Consider the following 18,292-nt stretch of genomic DNA (forward strand, 5'->3'; position numbering starts at 1 on the left):
GCCTAACCCAGAACGGCCAAAGCCTCTCCAGCCCGTATCTCCTGCCCTTCCACCAGATCGGTGGACCCGACCGCCCCTGCAGGCAGGAACACCAGGATCGTCGAGCCATGCTCGAACCATCCCATCTCCGCCCCCTTCGCCAAGGCCACATCGCAGGCCAACCGTGCGCCCCCCAGGTCGCACGCCATCGGCCCCGTATCCATGAACGCCAGCCGGATGCTCGCCACCAGGATCGCCGCGACCGGCACCAGCAGCACCGGCGTTCCCCCCGCCAGCCGCGCCTCGATCACCACGCGTTCGTTGCGGCAGAACAGGCGTTCGACGCGTTTCAATGCGATCGGGTTCACGTTCCAGCAGTCCCCGGACAGATAGCGCACCCCCTCGACCGTCATGTCCGCGGGCGCATGGAAGCGGTGGTACATCGCCGCGGTCAGCCGGAGCGTGACGAACCAGCCATGCTCGAACGTCGCGGCCAGCGCCGGATCGGGGATCAGGTCCTGCAGCCGGTAGGGGAAGCCCTTCACCTGATACAGCGAGTCCCCATCGATCCGGCCATGCGCCCCGACGATCGCGTCGCACGGGCTGGCCAGCACTTCGGGGTCCGGATCGAACCGTCGCGCGCCGGGGCGAAGCGCGCGCGTAAAGCCGTCCTTCAGCGACCGGAACCGCAGCGTCGCCGCATCCGACAGATCGGGTGCCGAAAAGAACCGCCACGCCGCGAGCGCGGGCACGCGCACCAGCGGGTGTTCGATCCCGGCGATCCGGCCGACCAGCGTCGTCGCCAGCCGGCGCGGGATGCGATTGGTCAGCAGAAAGTTCAGATCCTCCTGCAGCAACAGCCGGACAAAGGATCGGCGAAGCGCGGACAGGCGCGTTGTCATGCCAGCGTCACGATAATTGGGAAGGTGGGCGCATGAAACGCAGCCAGATCGCCGGATTGCTCGGTGCCGCCGCCGTGACCGCCCTCGCGCTGACGAAGGGTCGATCCCGCATCGCATTGTCGCGCGCGAAGCATCCGTCGCTCGGCGGCCATGTCCGGATGGCGAAGCGGATCGCCGGGCAGATCCCGGCCTTCAGCCAAGATGGCGACCGCTTCTTCCGCATCGATGGTGCGTCCGACGAGGTCGCCGCCCGCCGCGCAGCAGCGTTCGAACGGCTGGGCGCGCTGTACAAGACGCGGTTTGCAAACACGCTCGCCTTGACCGCAGAGGCGCGCGCCGGGCTGTCGGACCTGCAATTCACCGGCGCCTACCGCGTGCCCTTCCCGTTCAGCGCGCGCGTCCGCGCCACGCTCGGCACCGGCGCGTTCCTCGAACGCTCCGAGGGGCCGACCGTGGTCGATCTCGACGGCAACCGGCTGATCGATCTGACCGGCTCCTACGGCGTCAACCTGTTCGGCTATGAATTCTACAAGCAGACGATCGCCGAGGGTGCGAAAGCGGTCGAGACGCTCGGGCCGGTACTCGGCGCGTACCATCCGCTCGTCGCCGACAATGTCCGCCGCCTGACCGCATTGTCGGGCATGGACGAGGTGTCGTTCCACATGTCGGGCACCGAAGCCGTCATGCAGGCGGTGCGCCTCGCGCGCTATCACACCGGGCGGCGGCGGCTGGTGCGGTTCGCGGGGGCCTATCATGGCTGGTGGGGCGATGTGCAGCCGGGCATCGGCAACCCGGTCGCGGAGGACGACACGCTGACGCTGGCGGAGATGTCGGACGCGACGCTCGCGGTGCTGGCGACGCGCCGCGACATCGCCTGCGTCCTCGTCAATCCGCTCCAGGCCTTGCACCCCAACGGCAGCGCGCCGTCCGACAACCAGCTCGTCGATAGCAGCCGCAAGGCGGGGACCGAACTGCCCGCCTATCGCGCGTGGCTGCACCGCCTCGCCGAGACCTGCCGTGCGAACGCCATCCCGCTGATCTTCGACGAGGTGTTCGTCGGCTTCCGCCTCGCCCCCGGGGGTGCGGCGGAATATTTCGGGGTGCGGCCCGACATGGTGACGTACGGCAAGACGCTGGGCGGCGGACTGCCGGTCGGCGTGCTGGCGGGACGCGCCGCGCTGATGAAGCGGTACCGCGACGATCGCCCGCTCGACATCTGCTTCGCGCGCGGGACGTTCAATGCGCATCCCTATGTGATGGGTGCTATGAACGCGTTCCTGCGGCGGATCAACCAACCCGAATGGCGCTCCAAATATGACGGGCTGGACGAACGCTGGAACGCGCGCGCGGCGCAGTTCAACCGCGCATTGGCAGACGTCGGCGCGCCCGTCGCGGTCGCGCATCTCCAGTCGATCTGGACGATCCTCTACACCCGCCCGTCCGCGTATAACTGGATGCTGCAATATTATCTCCGCGCCGAAGGGCTGGCGCTCAGCTGGGTCGGGACGGGGCGGCTGATCTTCAGCCTCGACATCGACGACGCGCTGTTCGCCGATATCGTCGCGCGGTTCGCCACGGCGGCTGCGGCGATGCTGGCCGACGGGTGGTGGGATGGCGGCGAGGGGCTGACCGACAAGCGGCTGCGGCGGGGGGTTTTGCGACAGGCTGTCCGGGTGCGGTTGGGCGGGGTAGAGCAGAACCCTGTCCTCACCCTTCCGCGGCTGCGCCGCTCCCTCCCTCTCCCATTGGGAGAGGGAAAAGACGCCGAAGGCGGCGAAGGGTGAGGACAGGGTCTTCTGCTTCAGACCGCGCGACCCGCTGGCCGCACATTCTTGATCAACCGCACCGGCGCCCCCCGGTACAACCGGAAATCGCTGAACGGCTCGGTGACGATCTTCGTCGCCCACACCAGCCCCGTCTCCACGTCGCGCTGCACGAACAGCTGCACCGACCGGAACGCGATCGCGCCGACACCCAGCATCAGCCAGCCGATCCCGACATGGCGCAGATACCATTCGACGCCATCGGGTTTCTGGATGGTGCCGAACAGGGTCGGTTCGATCAGCAGCACGACCGGCACCGACACCCAGATGCTCATCAGCACCCATTTGCGGAACAGATTATACCCGACCTTGATGGCTTCCTTATGCTGGTGGCTGACCCCGTTCTCCTGATCGAAACCCTTAGGCTCGAAGAAGAAATGCCCCGCCTGCCGGCTGGTCATCGCGACCCCCCAGGCCAGCAGGCTCGCCACCGCCGGATCGACGAACAGGATCGCGTAGGCGACCAGGAAGGTACAGGCGCTGACGAAGTGCAGGCTCTGGTTCACCAGGCTGTGGTGGTAGAAGCGGTGATCGTCCCACCGCTGCTCGGCGAGTTGTGCGCGAAAGCCGGTCATGTGTTTCTTCAGGCCCTGTCGTTCGAGGTGGCGATCTTGGCGAAGCGAATGAGCGAGAAGTGGCCGAGCGGCGGCAGCGGCCGATGTTCGACCAGCCGTATATCGCCGCGCCCCGCCGCCCAGTCGGTATAGCGTTCGAACGGGAATTCGGTGCGGAAGCCGAGCCGGCTGGTGATCGGCATCAGCGCCTTTTCGATCCGACCGCGCAGGCCCTTGCCCGCGCCTTCGCGCGTCGTGATGACGATCTCGCCGCCCGGCCGGCAGATGCGCGCGAACTCGTCGAGCGCGCGTTCGGGGTTCGGCACCGCGGTCACGACATATTGCGCGACCACCACGTCGAAGGCATTGGCAACGTAGTTCAGCGCTTCGGCATCGCCGACCGCGATCTGCTCGACATGGCTGAGCCCGAGCTTGCGGACCCGTTCGCGCGCCTTGTCCAGCATCGGGTCGGACAGATCGACCGCGACGATCCGGTTGGCGCGCGAATATTGCGGCAGCGATATGCCGGTGCCGACACCGACCTCGATGATCCGGCCCCCGATCCGCTCCGCCGCGTCGATCGCGGCGGAGCGTCCGCGACGGAAGACCGCGCCGAACACCAGATCGTAGATCGGGGCCCAGCGGTCATAGGCGCGGGTGACGCCGATCGTGCTCATCTGCGTTGCCAAGGCGAGTGCCCTTTCGTCGTGCGGTCGCTATGCGATCGGCCGCAGTAAGGGCTATCGCAATTTTAGGTGACAATACGACGACAGCGGCGAAAACCGCCGCTACGTTCGTGCAATCGACCAGGGATCGAAGGGGAATTTTACATGCGCCTCACCATATCGGCCACGCTTTCCACGATCGCCGCTCTGTGCGTCGCGGCCGCGGCACCCGCGCAGCAGACGGCCACCGGGGGCGACATCCCGGCCAAGTTCGTGCCCCCCGTCCCCGCCGCGGACTACATCAAGCGCGAGGTCATGATCCCGATGCGCGACGGGGTGAAGCTCTACACCGTCATCGTGATCCCGAAGACCGCCACGAACGCGCCGATCGTCCTGACGCGCACGCCCTACAATGCGAAGGCACGCGCGAACCGGATCGACAGCCCGAGCATGCTGTCGATGCTGCCACTGTCGGACGAGGATTTCGTGAAGGCGGGGTGGATCCGCGTCTATCAGGACGTTCGCGGCAAATACGGGTCAGAGGGCGATTATGTCGTGACCCGTCCCGTCATCGGTCCGCTGAACCAGACCAAGGTCGATCATACCACCGACGCCTACGACACGATCGACTGGCTGGTGAACAAGGCGAACCTGCCGCAATCAAACGGCCGGGTCGGGATGATCGGGTCGTCGTACGAGGGCTTCACCGTCGTCATGGCGCTGCTCCACCCGCACCCGGCGCTGAAGGTCGCCGCGCCCGAAAGCCCGATGGTCGATGGCTGGATGGGCGACGACTGGTTCCATTACGGCGCGTTCCGGCTGACCAATATCGGCTGGCTGGGCGGACAGACCGGGTACAAGGGCGCGGGGAAGGCCCCGCCGTCAGGCGGCTGGGACGACTACGACAATTTCCGCACCGGATCGGCGGGCGACTGGGCGAAGAAGTCGGGTTACGACCACCTCCCCTATTGGCAGCGGATGGTGTCGCATCCCGCCTATGACGGTTTCTGGCAGGGTCAGGCGCTCGACACGCTGATCGCGCAGAACCCGTCCGATATTCCGACGATCTGGGAACAGGGGCTTTGGGACCAGGAGGACATGTACGGATCGATCCATAGCTGGGAGGCGCTGAAAGCTGTCGGCAAAACGGGGAACAACCACCTCGTGATGGGGCCGTGGCGGCACAGCCAGATCAACCGCGTCGGCTACGAACTCGGTGCGTTCAAATGGAACGGCGACACCGCGGCGCAGTACCGCGACGACATGGTGATGCCGCTGTTCGCGCAGTATCTGGCGGACGGCCCGGCGGTCAGTCTGCCGTCGGCGACGATCTACAACACCGGCGAGAACCACTGGGACCGGTTCGCCTCCTGGCCATCCGCCTGCCAGTCCGGCTGCACGGCACCGCTGACGCCGCTGTACCTCGCGCCCGGGGGCGGGCTCGGGTTCGGCAAGGCCGCGGCGGGCAGCGACAGTTACGTGTCCGATCCCGCCAAGCCCGTCCCGCACCTGCCGCGGCCGGTGAATTTCGGCGACGGCCGCTGGGGCGACTGGCTGGTCAGCGACCAGCGCGGGGTCGACGGGCGCACCGACGTGCTGACCTATGAAACGCCGGTGCTGACGGCCCCGGTGAAGGTGTCGGGCGTACCGATCGCCGACCTGTTCGCACGCACCACCGGCACCGACGGCGATTTCGTCGTGAAGGTGATCGACGTGCTACCCGACGAGAACCCCGCCGACCCGAAGATGGGCGGATACGAACTCCCCATCAGCCTCGACATCTTCCGCGGCCGGTACCGCGACAGTTTCGCGCACCCGACCGCGATCCCCGCGGGCCGCGTCCAGGAATACAAGTTCCGCCTGCCAACGGTGAACCACGTCTTCCAGCCCGGCCACCGGATCATGGTGCAGGTCCAGTCGAGCCTCTTCCCGCTCTACGACCGCAACCCACAGACCTTCGTGCCGAACATCTTTCTGGCGAAGGCGAGCGATTACCGGAAGGCGACGGTGTCGGTGGATACCGGCGGTGCCAATCCGAGCCGGGTATGGCTGCCCGTGGTGGCGATGCCGTAGGGCCTCGTGTTGCTGCGAAAGCAGGAACCCCAGGATTACAGGCGGCGCGGTCGGAACTCTGGGCTCCTGCGTTCGCAGGAGCACGAGGATCGCCTAAATCCGAACCTCGGTCCCGATCTCGACCAGCTGGCTCGACGGGATGCAGAACGAGCTGCCCGTCGGCGCGGTGTTGCGCTGCATCGATACGAACAGCGCCTCGCGCCACGGGGCCATGCCGGCGATCTTGCGATCGACGATCACCGTCTCGCGCCCGATATAATAGCTGATCTGCTCCATCTCGTCCGCGCCGAACAGCCCGGCGCGCGCCAGCCCGTCCGGGATCGCCAGTTCCTCCATGAAACCGAAATGCAGGATCACGCGGTCGATCCCGTCCGCCAGATGGCGAACCACCGCGCGGTCGTCGTCGCCGACGAACGGCTTTTCTACCGTCTGCACCGATATCAGCACGATCCGCTTCTGCAGCGCGCGGTTGTGGCGGACATGATGCGACAGCGACAGCGGCACGCCGTCCACCGACGCGCTGAGAAAGGCACCGATGCCGTCGGTCCGCTGGCATTTGCCGCCTTCGGTCAGCGCGCCGATGAAGGCCCCCTCCTCCTCGCGCAGATGCATTCGCGCTTTCTCGACCAGGCGTACCCCCGTGCGCCATGTCAGCATGAGAAACGCGATGACCCCGGCGATCAGCAACGGGAACCAGCCGCCCTCCAGCAGCTTCACCGCGTTCGCCGAGAAGAACAGGAGGTCGAGCGCGAAGAACCCGCCATTGACCGCGACGACCAGCCACGGATTATAGCCCCAGCGAAGCGCGATCAGCGCGGCGAGGAAGGTGGATATCGCCATCAGTCCCGACACCGCGATTCCGTACGCCCCCGCCAGCGCGTCCGACGAACGGAAGATCAGCACCGCGGCCAGCGTCGCGGTCGCGAGCAGCCAGTTGGCCAGCGGCAGATAGACCTGCCCCTCCTGATCCGCCGCGGTATGCCGGATCGACAGCCGCGGCAGGAACCCAAGCTGGATCGCCTGTTGCGACAGCGAGAACACGCCCGAGATGATCGCCTGGCTGGCGATGACCGTCGCCAGCGTCGCGAACAGCACCAGCGGATAATGCAGCCAGCCGGGGGCGAGGCCGTAAAAGGGGTTGGCGAGCGCGCCCGGATCGACCGACACCAGCGCCGCCTGCCCCAGATAGTTGAGCACCAGCGCGGGCAGCGCGATGGCGAACCAGGCGAGGCGGATCGGGAAGCGCCCGAAATGACCCATGTCCGCATACATCGCCTCGCCCCCCGTCACCGCCAGGAACACCGCCCCCAGCACCGCGAAGGTGACACCGATCGGCGTCCGCGCGACGAAGCCGATCGCGTGCAGCGGATCGAGCGCGTCGAGCGCCGCCGGATGCCGCGCTATCGCCGCCACGCCCAATGCCGCGACCGCCGCGAACCACACCAGCATGACCGGGCCGAAGATCCGGCCGATGAACCCGGTGCCCCGCGCCTGTACGAAGAACAGCCCGATCAGGATCGCGACGGTGATCGGCAGGACGACCGGACCCAGAGCGGGGGCATCGACCTTCAACCCCTCCACCGCGCTCAGGACCGAGATCGCGGGCGTGATCGCGCCGTCGCCGTAGAGCAATGCCGCACCGATCAGCCCGAGCACCAGCAACGCCGCCTGCCGTGTCCGCGGTTTAGCATCGCGCGCGCCGAGCATCGCCAGCATCGCGACGACCCCGCCTTCGCCGTGATTGTCCGCACGCAGGATCAATACCGCGTATTTCAGCGAGACGACGAAGATCAGGGACCAGATGATGAGCGATGCGATCCCGATCGCCGCGGTTCCCGGCGTACCGCCCGCGGCCTGCACCGCGACCTTGAACGCGTAGAGCGGGCTCGTGCCGATATCGCCGTAAACGACACCGAGCGCGGCCAGCCCCGCCCCCGCGGCCGACCGTTCGAACGTCTGCCGCATGCTGCTCCGTGGTCGTTTCGCTTCCACCCGCACCCCTTTCCCACGCCCTTCAACGCGAGAGCGGTCCGGCGGTTCAGATCATAATGATTGAAATCAGCGGCGCGGCGCGAGCAGACGGGCGCAGGTCAGAACCCCTTTTTCAGCGTGACGAACCACTGACGCGGCGCGCCGACCATGAAATTGGGGTTGTCGGCATCGAACCCGATGCCGTTGACCCGGCCCGAATTGGGTGTGTCGGTATAGCCGCGGACCTGGACGTTGTTGGTGTTGACCGTGCCGATATATTTCTTGTCGGTCAGGTTGGTGACGTTGACCTCGACCGTCAGGTTCTCGAGCGCGCCGTCGCCGGTGAAGCGATAGCCCGCGCTGGCGTCGGCGACGAACCGCCCGGAGGTGACGAGATCGTTCTCATAGGAGAAATACCGGCGCGACATATAGTCGCCGCCGACGCGACCGAAGACATGGCCGTCGTCATAGACGACTTCACCCTTGGCCATATGCTCGGGCGCATCGACCACGAACTTGCCTTGCGTATAGGCATAGACGCTGCCGTCGCCGTTCAGGACGTTGTTCTGGTAGGCGGAGTGGTTGTACGAATAATTGGCGAACAGCGACACCGAATGAAACAGCCGATAATTGGCCGAGATTTCAGTTCCATAGGCATGGACGCCGCCGACATTGTTCAGGATGGCAGGGTTGCCCGCGATGCCCGAACCGTTGGCGAACGCCGCCAGCCGATTGCGGAAGTCGATATAATAGCCGACCGCGGAGGCCTGGAACGGCCCTTCATGGAAACGGACGCCGCCTTCATAGGTCTTCGACGTTTCGGGCTTCAGCTTGCCGACCAGTGCGTTGAACCCGGCCTGGGTCGTGGAGAAGGGACCCGCGGTCAGGGCTGAAACGAAAGCCCGCATGTTTTCGGTGTAATCGCCGAAGAGCTCGGTAGACGGCGCGACATGATAGACCAGGCCGACCTGCGGCTGGAACCAATCGGTTGCGCTGATCCGCCCGCTGGCGAGTGTTCCGACCTGGACAATGCCGCGGTTGATGACCTGCACGCCCTTCCATCCGCCGTTCAGCACCAGCGTGTCGTTCAGCAGCTTCAGCGTATCCGACACGTGATATTGCGCGGTATCGGTGTCGTAGGTGCCCTGATACTGGGTGAAGAACGGGTTGCTCTGGAAATCGAGCGCGCTTCGGTTTGGCGCGTTCGCCGCAAGACCGTAATAGCGCCGCGCCTGGTCGAAGCTGTTGCTTTCGTACCAGCCGCCGATCTCCACCGTGTTCGCGCCCGTGACATAATCGAGCGCGCTGACGACGCCGCCGCGGTGGATGGCATATTCGGTGGTGCGGAACGACAGCGACGCCGGGTTCGCGATCGGCGTTCCGTTCTGGTCCGGCGCGCCCGCCGGAGTCGCGACATAGGGAGTAAACCAGGATCCCTGCCCTTTGTTGCCGTGATAATAGCCCGTCATCGTCAGCGACAGCGCGGACGTCAGATGCGCATCGAGATTGACGCCGCCCAGATAATCGTCCCGCAGGCCGCCGGCATCGTAATAGACGTCGTCGACATTCCGGTACGGCTGAGGAAAGGCGGTGCCCTTCTGGTAGGCGGTCGCCAATTGCTGCGCGAGCGCGTAGTTCGGGCGGATATTGTCCACCCGGTACGCCGCGTTCGTGCCCAGGCGGTTGAACAAATCGAGCGTCAGATCCTGATAGTCGGTCTCGCGCCGTGCCGAATAGTTGAAGAACGCGCTGATCGTCCCTTGGCTGCCGAGATCCTGTTCGACCTTGACGTTCGCCTGATGCTGGCGCTGCGGCCCGTCGCCCTTCCATTTGTCGGTCGTGAGATAGGCGTAGCTGAGATACGCCTTCAGTCCGTTGCCGGTGATGTCGCCGGTGTCCGCGCGAATATAGGCGCGGTAGGTCGAATCCGCGCCATAGGTGCCCGACGCGGTCAGGCCGACATGGTCATGCGGGCGGTCGCTGAAGAACTGGATCGTACCGCCCAGATTGCTGGTCGATGGCGTCCCCAGCGCGCCCGCGCCCTGCGCCACCTCGGTCCGCGCGACGTTTTCGGAGATGATCGCGCGGCTGATGTGGAGCCCGTTGACGTTGCCATAGCTCATGTCGCCCAGCGGCACGCCGTCCAGCGTGAAGCCGAGCTGGTTCTGGTTGAACCCGCGCAGCGAAATGCGCACCGCCCATTCATAGGCACCGAACGGATCCGCCGCCTGGAAATTGACGCCTGGCAGTTTCGAGATAGCCTTAAGTGGCGAGGACCCCGGGGTCAGCCGCGCGATGTCCGCCGCGGTGACGCTCTGCACCTGGCGACTCTGGCCGAAGCCGAGCACGACGATGTCGCGGCTCTGGTCGTCCGTGTTCGCGGTGTCGGTGGCGTTCGCAGGGCTGGCGGCCCGATCGGTAGCAGCCAGTTCGGTCGCGGCCTGCTCGGTAGCGGCCTGCTCGGTAGCGGCCTGTGCGGCGGCGGGCGCGGTAACCGCGCACAGCGCGGTGCCGGCCAAAAGGCAGGAAAGCTTCATGATGACCCCTAAGATGCGCCGTTGCGGCGTCGCGCGTGCCTTTGCCGATCAGCGTTACGGCCGCGCGTCGTATCGGTGACAGTTATCGGACATCCGTCGAAATCGCGGGTTACGGCGCTTGCCCACCCGGTTGAATCCATCGCTTTTCGTGACGCCCCGCGCGGCCTATAGCGCCGTCACGCCATGACGATCGCCGCCCCCCTCCTGCCGCCCGCCGACTGGCGCGATTTCCTGGCGCTGACCAAGCCCAGGGTGATGTCGCTCGTCGTCTTCACCGGGCTGTGCGGGATGCTGGCGGCACCGGGGCATGTGAACCCGGTGATCGGTTTCACCGCGATCCTGTGCATCGCGCTCGGCGCGGGGGCGGCGGGGGCGCTGAACCAATGGTATGAATCGGACATCGACGCGATCATGCGCCGGACGATGAAGCGGCCCCTGCCCGCCGGCCGGATGGACCGGCAATCGGCGCTGCATTTCGGGGTCGGGCTGGGTGCGTTCTCGGTCATCCTGATGGGGCTGGCGGTGAATGTCGTCGCCGCCGCGATCCTGACGATGTCGATCCTGTTCTACGTGCTGGTCTACACCGCCTGGCTGAAGCCGCGGACGCCACAGAACATCGTCATCGGCGGTGCGGCCGGCGCGTTCCCGCCGCTGATCGGCTGGGCGGCGGCGACGGGCGACGTGACGCTGCTGCCGATCCTGCTGTTCGCCATGGTCTTCCTGTGGACGCCACCCCATTTCTGGGCGCTCGCGCTGTTCGTCGAGACCGATTACGCCAATGCCGGCATCCCGATGCTGCCCGTCGTGGCAGGGGAGCGGATGACGCGGCGCCAGATCGGGTTGTACACCATCCCGATGGCGGCGACGGTGATCGCGCCTTGGCCGCTGGGGCTGACCGGTCCCGTCTACGGCGCGGTGGCGGTGGCGACGACCGCCTGGTTCGGCTGGTTGGCGTACGTCGTCGCCACCCGCAAGACGCAGACCGACGATCTCATGCGACCGGAGAAGCGCCTGTTCAAATATTCGATTGCGTATCTTTTCGTGATCTTCGCCGCGCTGGTCGTCGATCGGTGGGTCGCATGAGCCCCGACGACCACGACCTGATCCGTCGGCGGCAGCGCAGCCGATCGCTGGTCCTCGCGCTGCTGCTCGGCGCGCTCGTCGTCCTCATCTTCGCGGTATCGATCGTGAAGATCCAGCAGGGCATGAAATGAACCGCGCGATTGCCCGCATGGACGGCAAGACGCGGACCGCGATGTTCGCCGTGCTGGCCTTGTGCTTCATGACCGGCCTCGCCTGGGCCAGCATCCCGCTTTATCGGTTGTTCTGCCAGGCGACCGGGCTGAACGGGACGACGGGCCGCGGGCTTGCCGCGCCCGGAGCGGTCGGCCACCAGATCACGGTCGCGTTCGACACCAATGTCGCGCCCAGCCTGAAATGGCATTTCCGGCCCGAGGCGCGGTCCGACACGGTCGATGTCGGCGCACGCGACATGGCGTTCTTCCTGGCGACCAACAACGCGTCGACCCCCGTCACCGGCACCGCAACCTTCAACGTCCAGCCCGATGCGGTCGGCAAATATTTCAAGAAGATCCAGTGTTTCTGCTTCACCCAGCAGACGCTCCAGCCCGGCGAGACCGCGCGGATGCCGGTGATCTTCTACGTCGATCCTGCGATCCTGAAGGACCCGGACGTCGCCGACGTTCAGACGATCACGCTCAGCTACACGTTTTACCCGGTGGATTCCGGCAAGGTCGCGAGCTAGTACACCGACAAAGCGTATAAACGGGGACCCGATCATGGCCGGTGCCAAGAACCACGACTATCACATCCTTCCGCCCAGCATCTGGCCGCTCGTCGGGTCGATGTCCGCGCTCTGCATGGCGGCGGGCGGGATCGCCTGGATGCATACCGGGCATGTCGGTCATCCCAACGGCACCGGCTGGGTGTTCTTCATCGGTCTCGCCGGCGTACTGTTCACGATGTATTCGTGGTGGGCGCAGGTCGTCGCCGAGGCGCATCACGGTGACCATACGCCCGTCGTGCAGCTCCATTTCCGCTACGGCATGATCCTGTTCATCGCCTCGGAGGTGATGTTCTTCGTCGCCTGGTTCTGGGCGTTCTTCGACTTCTCGCTGTTCCCGACCGCGATGACCTTCGCCGACGGCCAGGTGACGCGCGCGACCGAGGGCGCAGCGGCGATCGTCGCGCAGTGGCCGCCCAGGGGGCTGGTCGTCATCAACCCGTTCCAGTTTCCCTTGCTCAACACGTTGATCCTGTTGTTGAGCGGTACGACGGTGACGTGGGCCCACCACGCACTGATCCACGGTCAGCGGGGCGGGGAGAAGACGGGGCCCTGGGGCCTGATCGGGGTCGGTAATCGCGATTCGGTGTTGAAGGGCCTGTGGCTGACGATCGTGCTTGGCCTGTTGTTCAGTTCGATCCAGGCCTATGAATATTCGGACGCGCCGTTCCCGTTCAAGGGCCTGAACTACGGCGCATCCTTCTTCATGGCGACGGGCTTCCACGGCTTCCACGTCATGATCGGCACGATCTTCCTGATCGTCTGCCTCATCCGCGCCTATAAGGGCGAATTCACGCCCAAGCAGCATTTCGGCTTCGAGGCGGCGGCCTGGTACTGGCATTTCGTCGATGTCGTCTGGCTGTTCCTCTTCGTCACCGTCTATGTCTGGGGCGGCTGGGGCGCACCGGTCGCGGGGGGTTGAGGAAGACCGGGCGGGTGCGCCGGTGAGCGATCCGGCCCCCGCCCCGGCGGGACTGCCCGCTATCGTCGATGTCGCGCTGAAAGGGCAATGCCCACGCTGCGGCGCGCCGACGCTGTTCCGCGGCTGGCTGAAATTCGCCGAGCGTTGCACGGTCTGCGGGCTCGATATCGGCGCGTTCAACGTCGGCGACGGCCCAGCGGCGTTCCTGACGCTGATCCTCGGCACGATCGTCGTCGCCGCCGCGGTGGTACTGGAGGTGACGGTCCATCCGCCCTGGTGGGTGCATGTCCTGCTATGGATCCCGATCACCACCGCGGGCGTGGTGCTATCGCTGCGGGTCGCCAAGGGCGCGCTGATCACGATCGAATATCGCAACGCGCGGCGCGACGGGCTGGTCGATTGAGGCGGCTGCCTGTCCTGCCGACGATCGTCGTGGCCTTGTGCGTCGCGCTAATGATCGCGCTGGGGCTGTGGCAGCTGATCGACCGGCTGCCGCAGAAGGAGGCGTTCATAGCCGAACTTCGCGCCAATCCCGCCAGGCCGGTCATCGCGTTCCCGATCGCGCCCGACGACAGGCTGCTGTTCCGCCGCGCCATCGCGGATTGCCGCGCGCCGGTATCAATCGAACCGCGCGGTGCCGGCGCCTTCGGGTTCCGCCTGATCGCACGATGCCGGGGCGGCCTGACGGTGCAGTTGGGCACCACGCGCGACCCGAACGAACACGTCGCCTGGCCGGGCGGTACCGTCGCCGGCTATGTCAGCCATACCCCCGATGGCCGGTCGCTGATCGGCACGCTGTTCGATCGTCGGCCGCAGGCGATGATGCTGGTCGCCAGCGCTCCGCCGCCGGGCCTCGCCGCGAATGCGCCACCCCATCCGGAATCGGTGCCGAACAATCATCTGTCCTACGGCGTGCAGTGGTTCTTCTTCGCCGGCATCGCGAGCGTGATCTACCTGCTCGCGGTGCGGCGGCGATTGGCCACCCCGCTTGTCGCGCCCCCACCGCCCCGCTAAGCCGCGCGCCGATGCGCTATATCAGTACCCGCGGCACCGCCCCCGTCCTGGGGTTCAGGGAGGCGACGCTCGCCGGGCTCGCAAGCGACGGCGGGCTGTACGTACCCGAAGCCTGGCCGACGCTCGACCGCGACGCCATCGCCGGTCTGGCGGGCCTGTCCTATGCCGAGACCGCGGCGATCGTCATGCAGCCCTTCATCGGCGACGCACTGGACCCCGGCGAGTTGCGTGCGCTGTGCGACGCCGCCTATGGCCGGTTCAGCCATCCCGCCGTGACGCCGCTGGTGCAGCTCGATCACGACCGCTGGCTGCTCGAACTGTTCCACGGGCCCACACTGGCGTTCAAGGACGTCGCGCTGCAATTGCTCGGGCTGCTCTTCGAACGGTTCCTGACCGGCACCAATGATCACCTGACGATCATCGGCGCGACCAGCGGCGATACGGGTTCCGCGGCGATCGACGCAGTGGCGGGGCGCGGGGGGATCGACGTCTTCATGCTCCACCCCGCGGGCCGGGTATCCGACGTGCAGCGGCGGCAGATGACGACGGTCCTGTCGCCCAACGTCCACAACATCGCGATTCGTGGCGATTTCGACACCGCGCAAGCCATCGTGAAGGCGCTGTTCAACGATGCCGCCTTCGCCGGACGGTTCCAATTATCGGCCGTCAATTCGATCAACTGGGCGCGGCTGATGGCGCAGGTGGTCTATTATTTCTATGCCGGGGTCCGCCTGGGCGCGCCCGACCGCGCGGTGGCCTATGCGGTGCCGACGGGCAATTTCGGTGACGTGTTCGCCGGCTATGTCGCGGCGAAGATGGGGTTGCCGGTCGCGAAACTGATCGTCGCGACCAACGTCAACGACATCGTCGCGCGCGCGCTGGCCAGCGGCGATTATTCGCGCGGGGTCACCGTCCCCACCGCCACGCCGTCGATGGACATCCAGGTCTCGTCCAATTTCGAACGGCTGCTGTTCGATCTCGGCGGCCGCGACGGAGTGGCGACCGCGACGCAGATGCGCCAGTTCGAATCGACGCGCGCAATGCGGCTGACCAATGCGCAGGTCGCGGGCGCTGCACCGCTATTCGCGGCCGAGCGGATCGACGCGGACGACATGACCATGGCGATGCGCTGGGCCCATGACGCGGCGGGGCAGGTGATCGATCCGCATACCGGGGTCGCGCTGGCGGCGGCGCGGCGGATGGCACCCGGCACGCCGGTGGTGACGCTGGCCACCGCGCACCCGGCGAAGTTCGGCGACGCCGTGGAACGCGCAACGGGCATTCGTCCCACGTTGCCGGCCCGCGTCGGCGACCTGTTCGACCGCGAGGAGCGGTTCGCGTCGCTGCCCGGCACGGTCGAGGCGGTCGGCGCGTATGTCGCCGAACGGGCGGTGGCCCGGGCGTGAGCCCGTCGTTGCAGGCGCTGGTGGGCGATCCCTGGGCGGATTACGGCCTCATCGACTCTGGCGACGGCCGCAAGCTCGAACGCTATGGCCGCTTCCGCTTCATCCGCCCCGAGACGCAGGCCTTGTGGGCCCCCGCCAGGCCCGACTGGCGCGCGGCTGGCGAGTTCATTCCCGGCGCGGACGAGGATGGCGGCGGCCGCTGGCAATATGCCGAGCCAGTCCCGGCGGACGGCTGGACGCTGAAATGGGACGACGTCACGTTCAACGCACAGGCGACGCCGTTCCGCCACCTCGCCTTCTTCCCCGACATGGCCCCCGTCTGGACCTGGATGCGCGAGCGGCTGGCGGGGATCGAGACGCCGGAATGCCTCAACCTGTTCGGCTATACCGGTGTCGGGACGCTGGCGCTGACAGTACAGGGCGCAAAGATGGTGCATGTCGACGCGTCGAAGAAATCGGTCGCCGCTGCGCGGGTCAACGCGACGCTGTCGGGCATGGCGGATGCGCCGGTGCGGTGGCTGGTCGACGATGCGGTGAAGTTCGCCGCGCGCGAAGTACGACGCGGGCGGCGCTATGACGGCATCCTGCTCGATCCGCCCAAATATGGCCGTGGGCCGGATGGTGAATTGTGGCGGCTGGAAGAGGACCTCCCGCGCCTGATCGCCGATTGCCGGAAACTGCTCGACGAGAAATCGCGCTACCTGTTCCTGACGGTGTATGCGGTGCGGATGTCGGCGCTGGCGATCGGCGAACTGGTCGCCCAGGCGTTCGCTGACCTGCCCGGCAAGGTGGAATGCGGCGAACTCGGCGTGCGCGAGGAAGCGCGCGGGCTGGTGTTGCCGACCGCGATCTGGGCGCGATGGTCGAACGCATAATTCCTCCCCCGTTTACGGGGAGGGGGACCGCGCCCGCAGGGCGTGGTGGAGGGGGTTCGCCGCAAGGGTATCGCTCGCCGCACGCCCCCTCCACCATCCTGCGGATGGTCCCCCTCCCCGTGAACGGGGAGGAATTAGAAGTCACTCCATCCCCGCCCGCATCGCCGCGCCCGCCACGAACGGCGCTCCCGCCAGCAGGAGCAAGCTGACCGCCGCCAGCAGCTTCAGCGCCCCCGCGCCCCCGACGATATCGGCGCTCGCCCCAGCCCCGAAGATTAGCAACGGCACCGCCAGCGGCAGCATCACCAGCCCCGCCACCGCGCTGCCCCCGCGCAGGCCGGCGACCAGCGCCCCCGTCGCGACCGCCAGCGCGGCCAGCCCCGGGGTGCCGATCGCCAGCCCCGCCTCGACCAGACCCAGCGTCCGCAGCGGCAGGCCGAGCAATCCACCCGCGACCACCGCCGCCAGCATCAGCGGCGGCGCGAAGGCGAGCCAGTGCGCGACGATCTTCGCCGCCGCCACCGCCGCCATCGACACCCCGCGCACCGCGAACTGATCGAGTACACCGCTCTCCAGATCCGGCGCGACCAGCCGCTCGACCGGGATCAGCGCGGCGAGCAGCGCCGCCGCCCAGATCACCCCGCCGCCAATTCGCGCCAGCAACACGGTGTCGGGCCCGATCGCGAACGGGAACAGGATCGTCACCAGCAGGAAGAACGCAACGACCAGCGTCGTGCCGCCACCAGCATAGGCCTGGCGAACGTCGCGCAGAACGATCGCGATCATGCCGCCGCCCCCAGCATCAACGGCACCGCGTCCGGCAGCGCGACCGGCAGATGCGTCGCGACGACCACCGCGCCGCCCCCTGCACGGTGCCGCGCGATCAGCGCCTCCAGCAGCGCCGCCGCCGCCGCGTCGAGCCCGTTGGCGGGCTCGTCCAGCAGCCACAGCGGCGCGGCGCTGGCCACCACGCGCGCCATCGCCACCCGGCGGCGCTGGCCGGTCGACAACATCCGCACCGGCACATCGCCGAGCGCGGTCAACCCCAGTTCGTCGAGCGCCGCGGCGACGTGATGCGCGCGACCGCCGAGCCGCGCCCAGAAGACCAACGCCTCCGCAACGCTGCGCCCCGCGTCCAGAGCGGCGGTCTCGGCGAGCAGCGCGGTGCGCCCCCGCCGGACGACCCGCCCCGCGCCTGGCCTGAGCAGCCCCGCCGCGATCCGGATCAGCGTGGATTTTCCTGCACCATTGGGACCGGTGACGAGCAGCGCCTTGCCGGGCGACAGCGCGAAGGACATGTCCTCGAACAGCGTCTCGCCGCGCCGGATGCCTGCGACCTGGTCGAACGACAGCAACGCGGTCACGCCTTCGCCTCGCCGATCGCCCCTTGCCCGCTCATGCGCTCCGCCATAGGCCGGTCGCGACCGTACCGGCAAGGAAGCACGCGCCATGACCACGCCCGCCCTGGAACCGCTGAGCGATGCCGAACGCGCGGATGCGCTCGATGGCCTGCCCGAATGGGATTATGACGAGGCGCGCGACGCGATCACGCGGTCGATCGTGTTTTCCGATTTCGTCGAGGCATTCGGGTTCATGACGCAGGTCGCGCTGATCGCGGAGAAGGCGGACCATCATCCCGAATGGACCAACGTCTACAACCGGGTGGCGGTGCTGCTGACGACCCACGATGCCGGCGGCCTGTCTGGCCGCGATATCGAGATGGCCGAGGCGATCGACGCCATATTGGGCGAGGATTAGGGTCGCGAC

18 protein-coding genes are annotated in these 18,292 nt (G+C 67.0%); 11 read left to right on the forward strand and 7 right to left on the reverse strand.

What is annotated here, in order from left to right:
* Positions 1-2 precede the first annotated feature (2 nt).
* Entirely contained in the window at positions 3-881 is an 879-nt protein-coding gene (gene asd, locus ACFE7D_RS01930) for an archaetidylserine decarboxylase (protein WP_375393738.1), read from the reverse strand.
* A gap of 32 nt (positions 882-913) precedes the next feature.
* Here asd and ACFE7D_RS01935 point away from each other — a divergent pair, with 32 nt between their 5' ends.
* Positions 914-2,665: an aminotransferase class III-fold pyridoxal phosphate-dependent enzyme gene (locus tag ACFE7D_RS01935; RefSeq protein ID WP_375393739.1), complete on the forward strand. Its 1,752-nt coding sequence runs from the start codon at positions 914-916 to the stop codon at positions 2,663-2,665.
* A 17-nt stretch (positions 2,666-2,682) separates the two neighbouring features.
* Here ACFE7D_RS01935 and ACFE7D_RS01940 read toward each other — a convergent pair whose 3' ends face one another.
* Complete coding sequence (locus tag ACFE7D_RS01940; protein ID WP_375393740.1) at positions 2,683-3,279, reverse strand: hypothetical protein; 597 nt, start codon at positions 3,277-3,279, stop codon at positions 2,683-2,685.
* 8 nt (positions 3,280-3,287) lie between these two features.
* The gene (locus ACFE7D_RS01945; RefSeq protein ID WP_375393741.1) at positions 3,288-3,947 is read right to left on the reverse strand and encodes a class I SAM-dependent methyltransferase; all 660 of its coding nucleotides are present in this window, start codon (positions 3,945-3,947) and stop codon (positions 3,288-3,290) included.
* A gap of 141 nt (positions 3,948-4,088) precedes the next feature.
* Between ACFE7D_RS01945 and ACFE7D_RS01950 the strand changes: the two genes are divergently transcribed.
* Positions 4,089-5,996: a CocE/NonD family hydrolase gene (locus tag ACFE7D_RS01950; RefSeq protein WP_375393742.1), complete on the forward strand. Its 1,908-nt coding sequence runs from the start codon at positions 4,089-4,091 to the stop codon at positions 5,994-5,996.
* A 93-nt stretch (positions 5,997-6,089) separates the two neighbouring features.
* On the opposite strand, the gene ACFE7D_RS01955 is transcribed toward ACFE7D_RS01950, so the two are convergent.
* Both ACFE7D_RS01955 and ACFE7D_RS01960 read right to left on the reverse strand, forming a co-directional pair.
* Positions 6,090-7,961, reverse strand: a complete 1,872-nt coding sequence (locus ACFE7D_RS01955) for a potassium transporter Kup (RefSeq protein WP_375393743.1) — start codon at positions 7,959-7,961, stop codon at positions 6,090-6,092.
* A gap of 125 nt (positions 7,962-8,086) precedes the next feature.
* Positions 8,087-10,504, reverse strand: a complete 2,418-nt coding sequence (locus ACFE7D_RS01960; RefSeq protein ID WP_375393744.1) for a TonB-dependent receptor domain-containing protein — start codon at positions 10,502-10,504, stop codon at positions 8,087-8,089.
* A 183-nt stretch (positions 10,505-10,687) separates the two neighbouring features.
* On the opposite strand from ACFE7D_RS01960, the gene ACFE7D_RS01965 reads away from it, so the two are divergent.
* Genes ACFE7D_RS01965 through ACFE7D_RS02000 form a run of 8 tightly spaced genes read left to right on the forward strand, consistent with a single transcriptional unit; the run spans position 10,688 to position 16,525 of the window.
* On the forward strand, positions 10,688-11,587 hold the full coding sequence (locus ACFE7D_RS01965; protein WP_375393745.1) for a heme o synthase: 900 nt from the start codon (positions 10,688-10,690) through the stop codon (positions 11,585-11,587).
* Positions 11,584-11,718 carry a hypothetical protein gene (locus ACFE7D_RS01970; protein ID WP_375393746.1) on the forward strand — a complete coding sequence of 45 codons (135 nt, stop codon included), beginning with the start codon at positions 11,584-11,586 and terminating at the stop codon, positions 11,716-11,718. Before ACFE7D_RS01965 ends, ACFE7D_RS01970 begins: the two co-directional genes overlap by 4 nt.
* Positions 11,715-12,269, forward strand: coding sequence for a cytochrome c oxidase assembly protein (locus ACFE7D_RS01975; protein ID WP_375393747.1), 555 nt, complete (start codon positions 11,715-11,717; stop codon positions 12,267-12,269). The genes ACFE7D_RS01970 and ACFE7D_RS01975 overlap by 4 nt, the downstream gene beginning before the upstream one ends.
* A gap of 34 nt (positions 12,270-12,303) precedes the next feature.
* Positions 12,304-13,230, forward strand: a complete 927-nt coding sequence (locus ACFE7D_RS01980; RefSeq protein ID WP_375393748.1) for a cytochrome c oxidase subunit 3 — start codon at positions 12,304-12,306, stop codon at positions 13,228-13,230.
* Positions 13,231-13,252: 22 nt separating this feature from the next.
* A complete protein-coding gene (locus ACFE7D_RS01985; RefSeq protein ID WP_375393749.1) occupies positions 13,253-13,633 on the forward strand; it encodes a DUF983 domain-containing protein in 381 nt (126 codons plus the stop codon).
* On the forward strand, positions 13,630-14,244 hold the full coding sequence (locus ACFE7D_RS01990) for an SURF1 family cytochrome oxidase biogenesis protein (RefSeq protein WP_375393750.1): 615 nt from the start codon (positions 13,630-13,632) through the stop codon (positions 14,242-14,244). The genes ACFE7D_RS01985 and ACFE7D_RS01990 overlap by 4 nt, the downstream gene beginning before the upstream one ends.
* A gap of 11 nt (positions 14,245-14,255) precedes the next feature.
* On the forward strand, positions 14,256-15,650 hold the full coding sequence (gene thrC / locus ACFE7D_RS01995) for a threonine synthase (RefSeq protein WP_375393751.1): 1,395 nt from the start codon (positions 14,256-14,258) through the stop codon (positions 15,648-15,650).
* Entirely contained in the window at positions 15,647-16,525 is an 879-nt protein-coding gene (locus ACFE7D_RS02000; protein WP_375393752.1) for a class I SAM-dependent methyltransferase, read from the forward strand. Before thrC ends, ACFE7D_RS02000 begins: the two co-directional genes overlap by 4 nt.
* Positions 16,526-16,666: 141 nt before the next feature.
* On the opposite strand, the gene ACFE7D_RS02005 is transcribed toward ACFE7D_RS02000, so the two are convergent.
* Both ACFE7D_RS02005 and ccmA read right to left on the reverse strand, forming a co-directional pair.
* Complete coding sequence (locus ACFE7D_RS02005; protein ID WP_375393753.1) at positions 16,667-17,311, reverse strand: heme exporter protein CcmB; 645 nt, start codon at positions 17,309-17,311, stop codon at positions 16,667-16,669.
* Positions 17,308-17,889, reverse strand: coding sequence for a heme ABC exporter ATP-binding protein CcmA (ccmA, locus tag ACFE7D_RS02010; protein ID WP_375393772.1), 582 nt, complete (start codon positions 17,887-17,889; stop codon positions 17,308-17,310). The genes ACFE7D_RS02005 and ccmA overlap by 4 nt, the downstream gene beginning before the upstream one ends.
* A gap of 85 nt (positions 17,890-17,974) precedes the next feature.
* On the opposite strand from ccmA, the gene ACFE7D_RS02015 reads away from it, so the two are divergent.
* On the forward strand, positions 17,975-18,283 hold the full coding sequence (locus ACFE7D_RS02015; protein ID WP_375393754.1) for a 4a-hydroxytetrahydrobiopterin dehydratase: 309 nt from the start codon (positions 17,975-17,977) through the stop codon (positions 18,281-18,283).
* Positions 18,284-18,292: the final 9 nt, after the last annotated feature.

The sequence above is a fragment of the uncultured Sphingomonas sp. genome (genome assembly GCF_964244235.1).
Taxonomy (GTDB): Bacteria; Pseudomonadota; Alphaproteobacteria; order Sphingomonadales; family Sphingomonadaceae; genus Sphingomonas.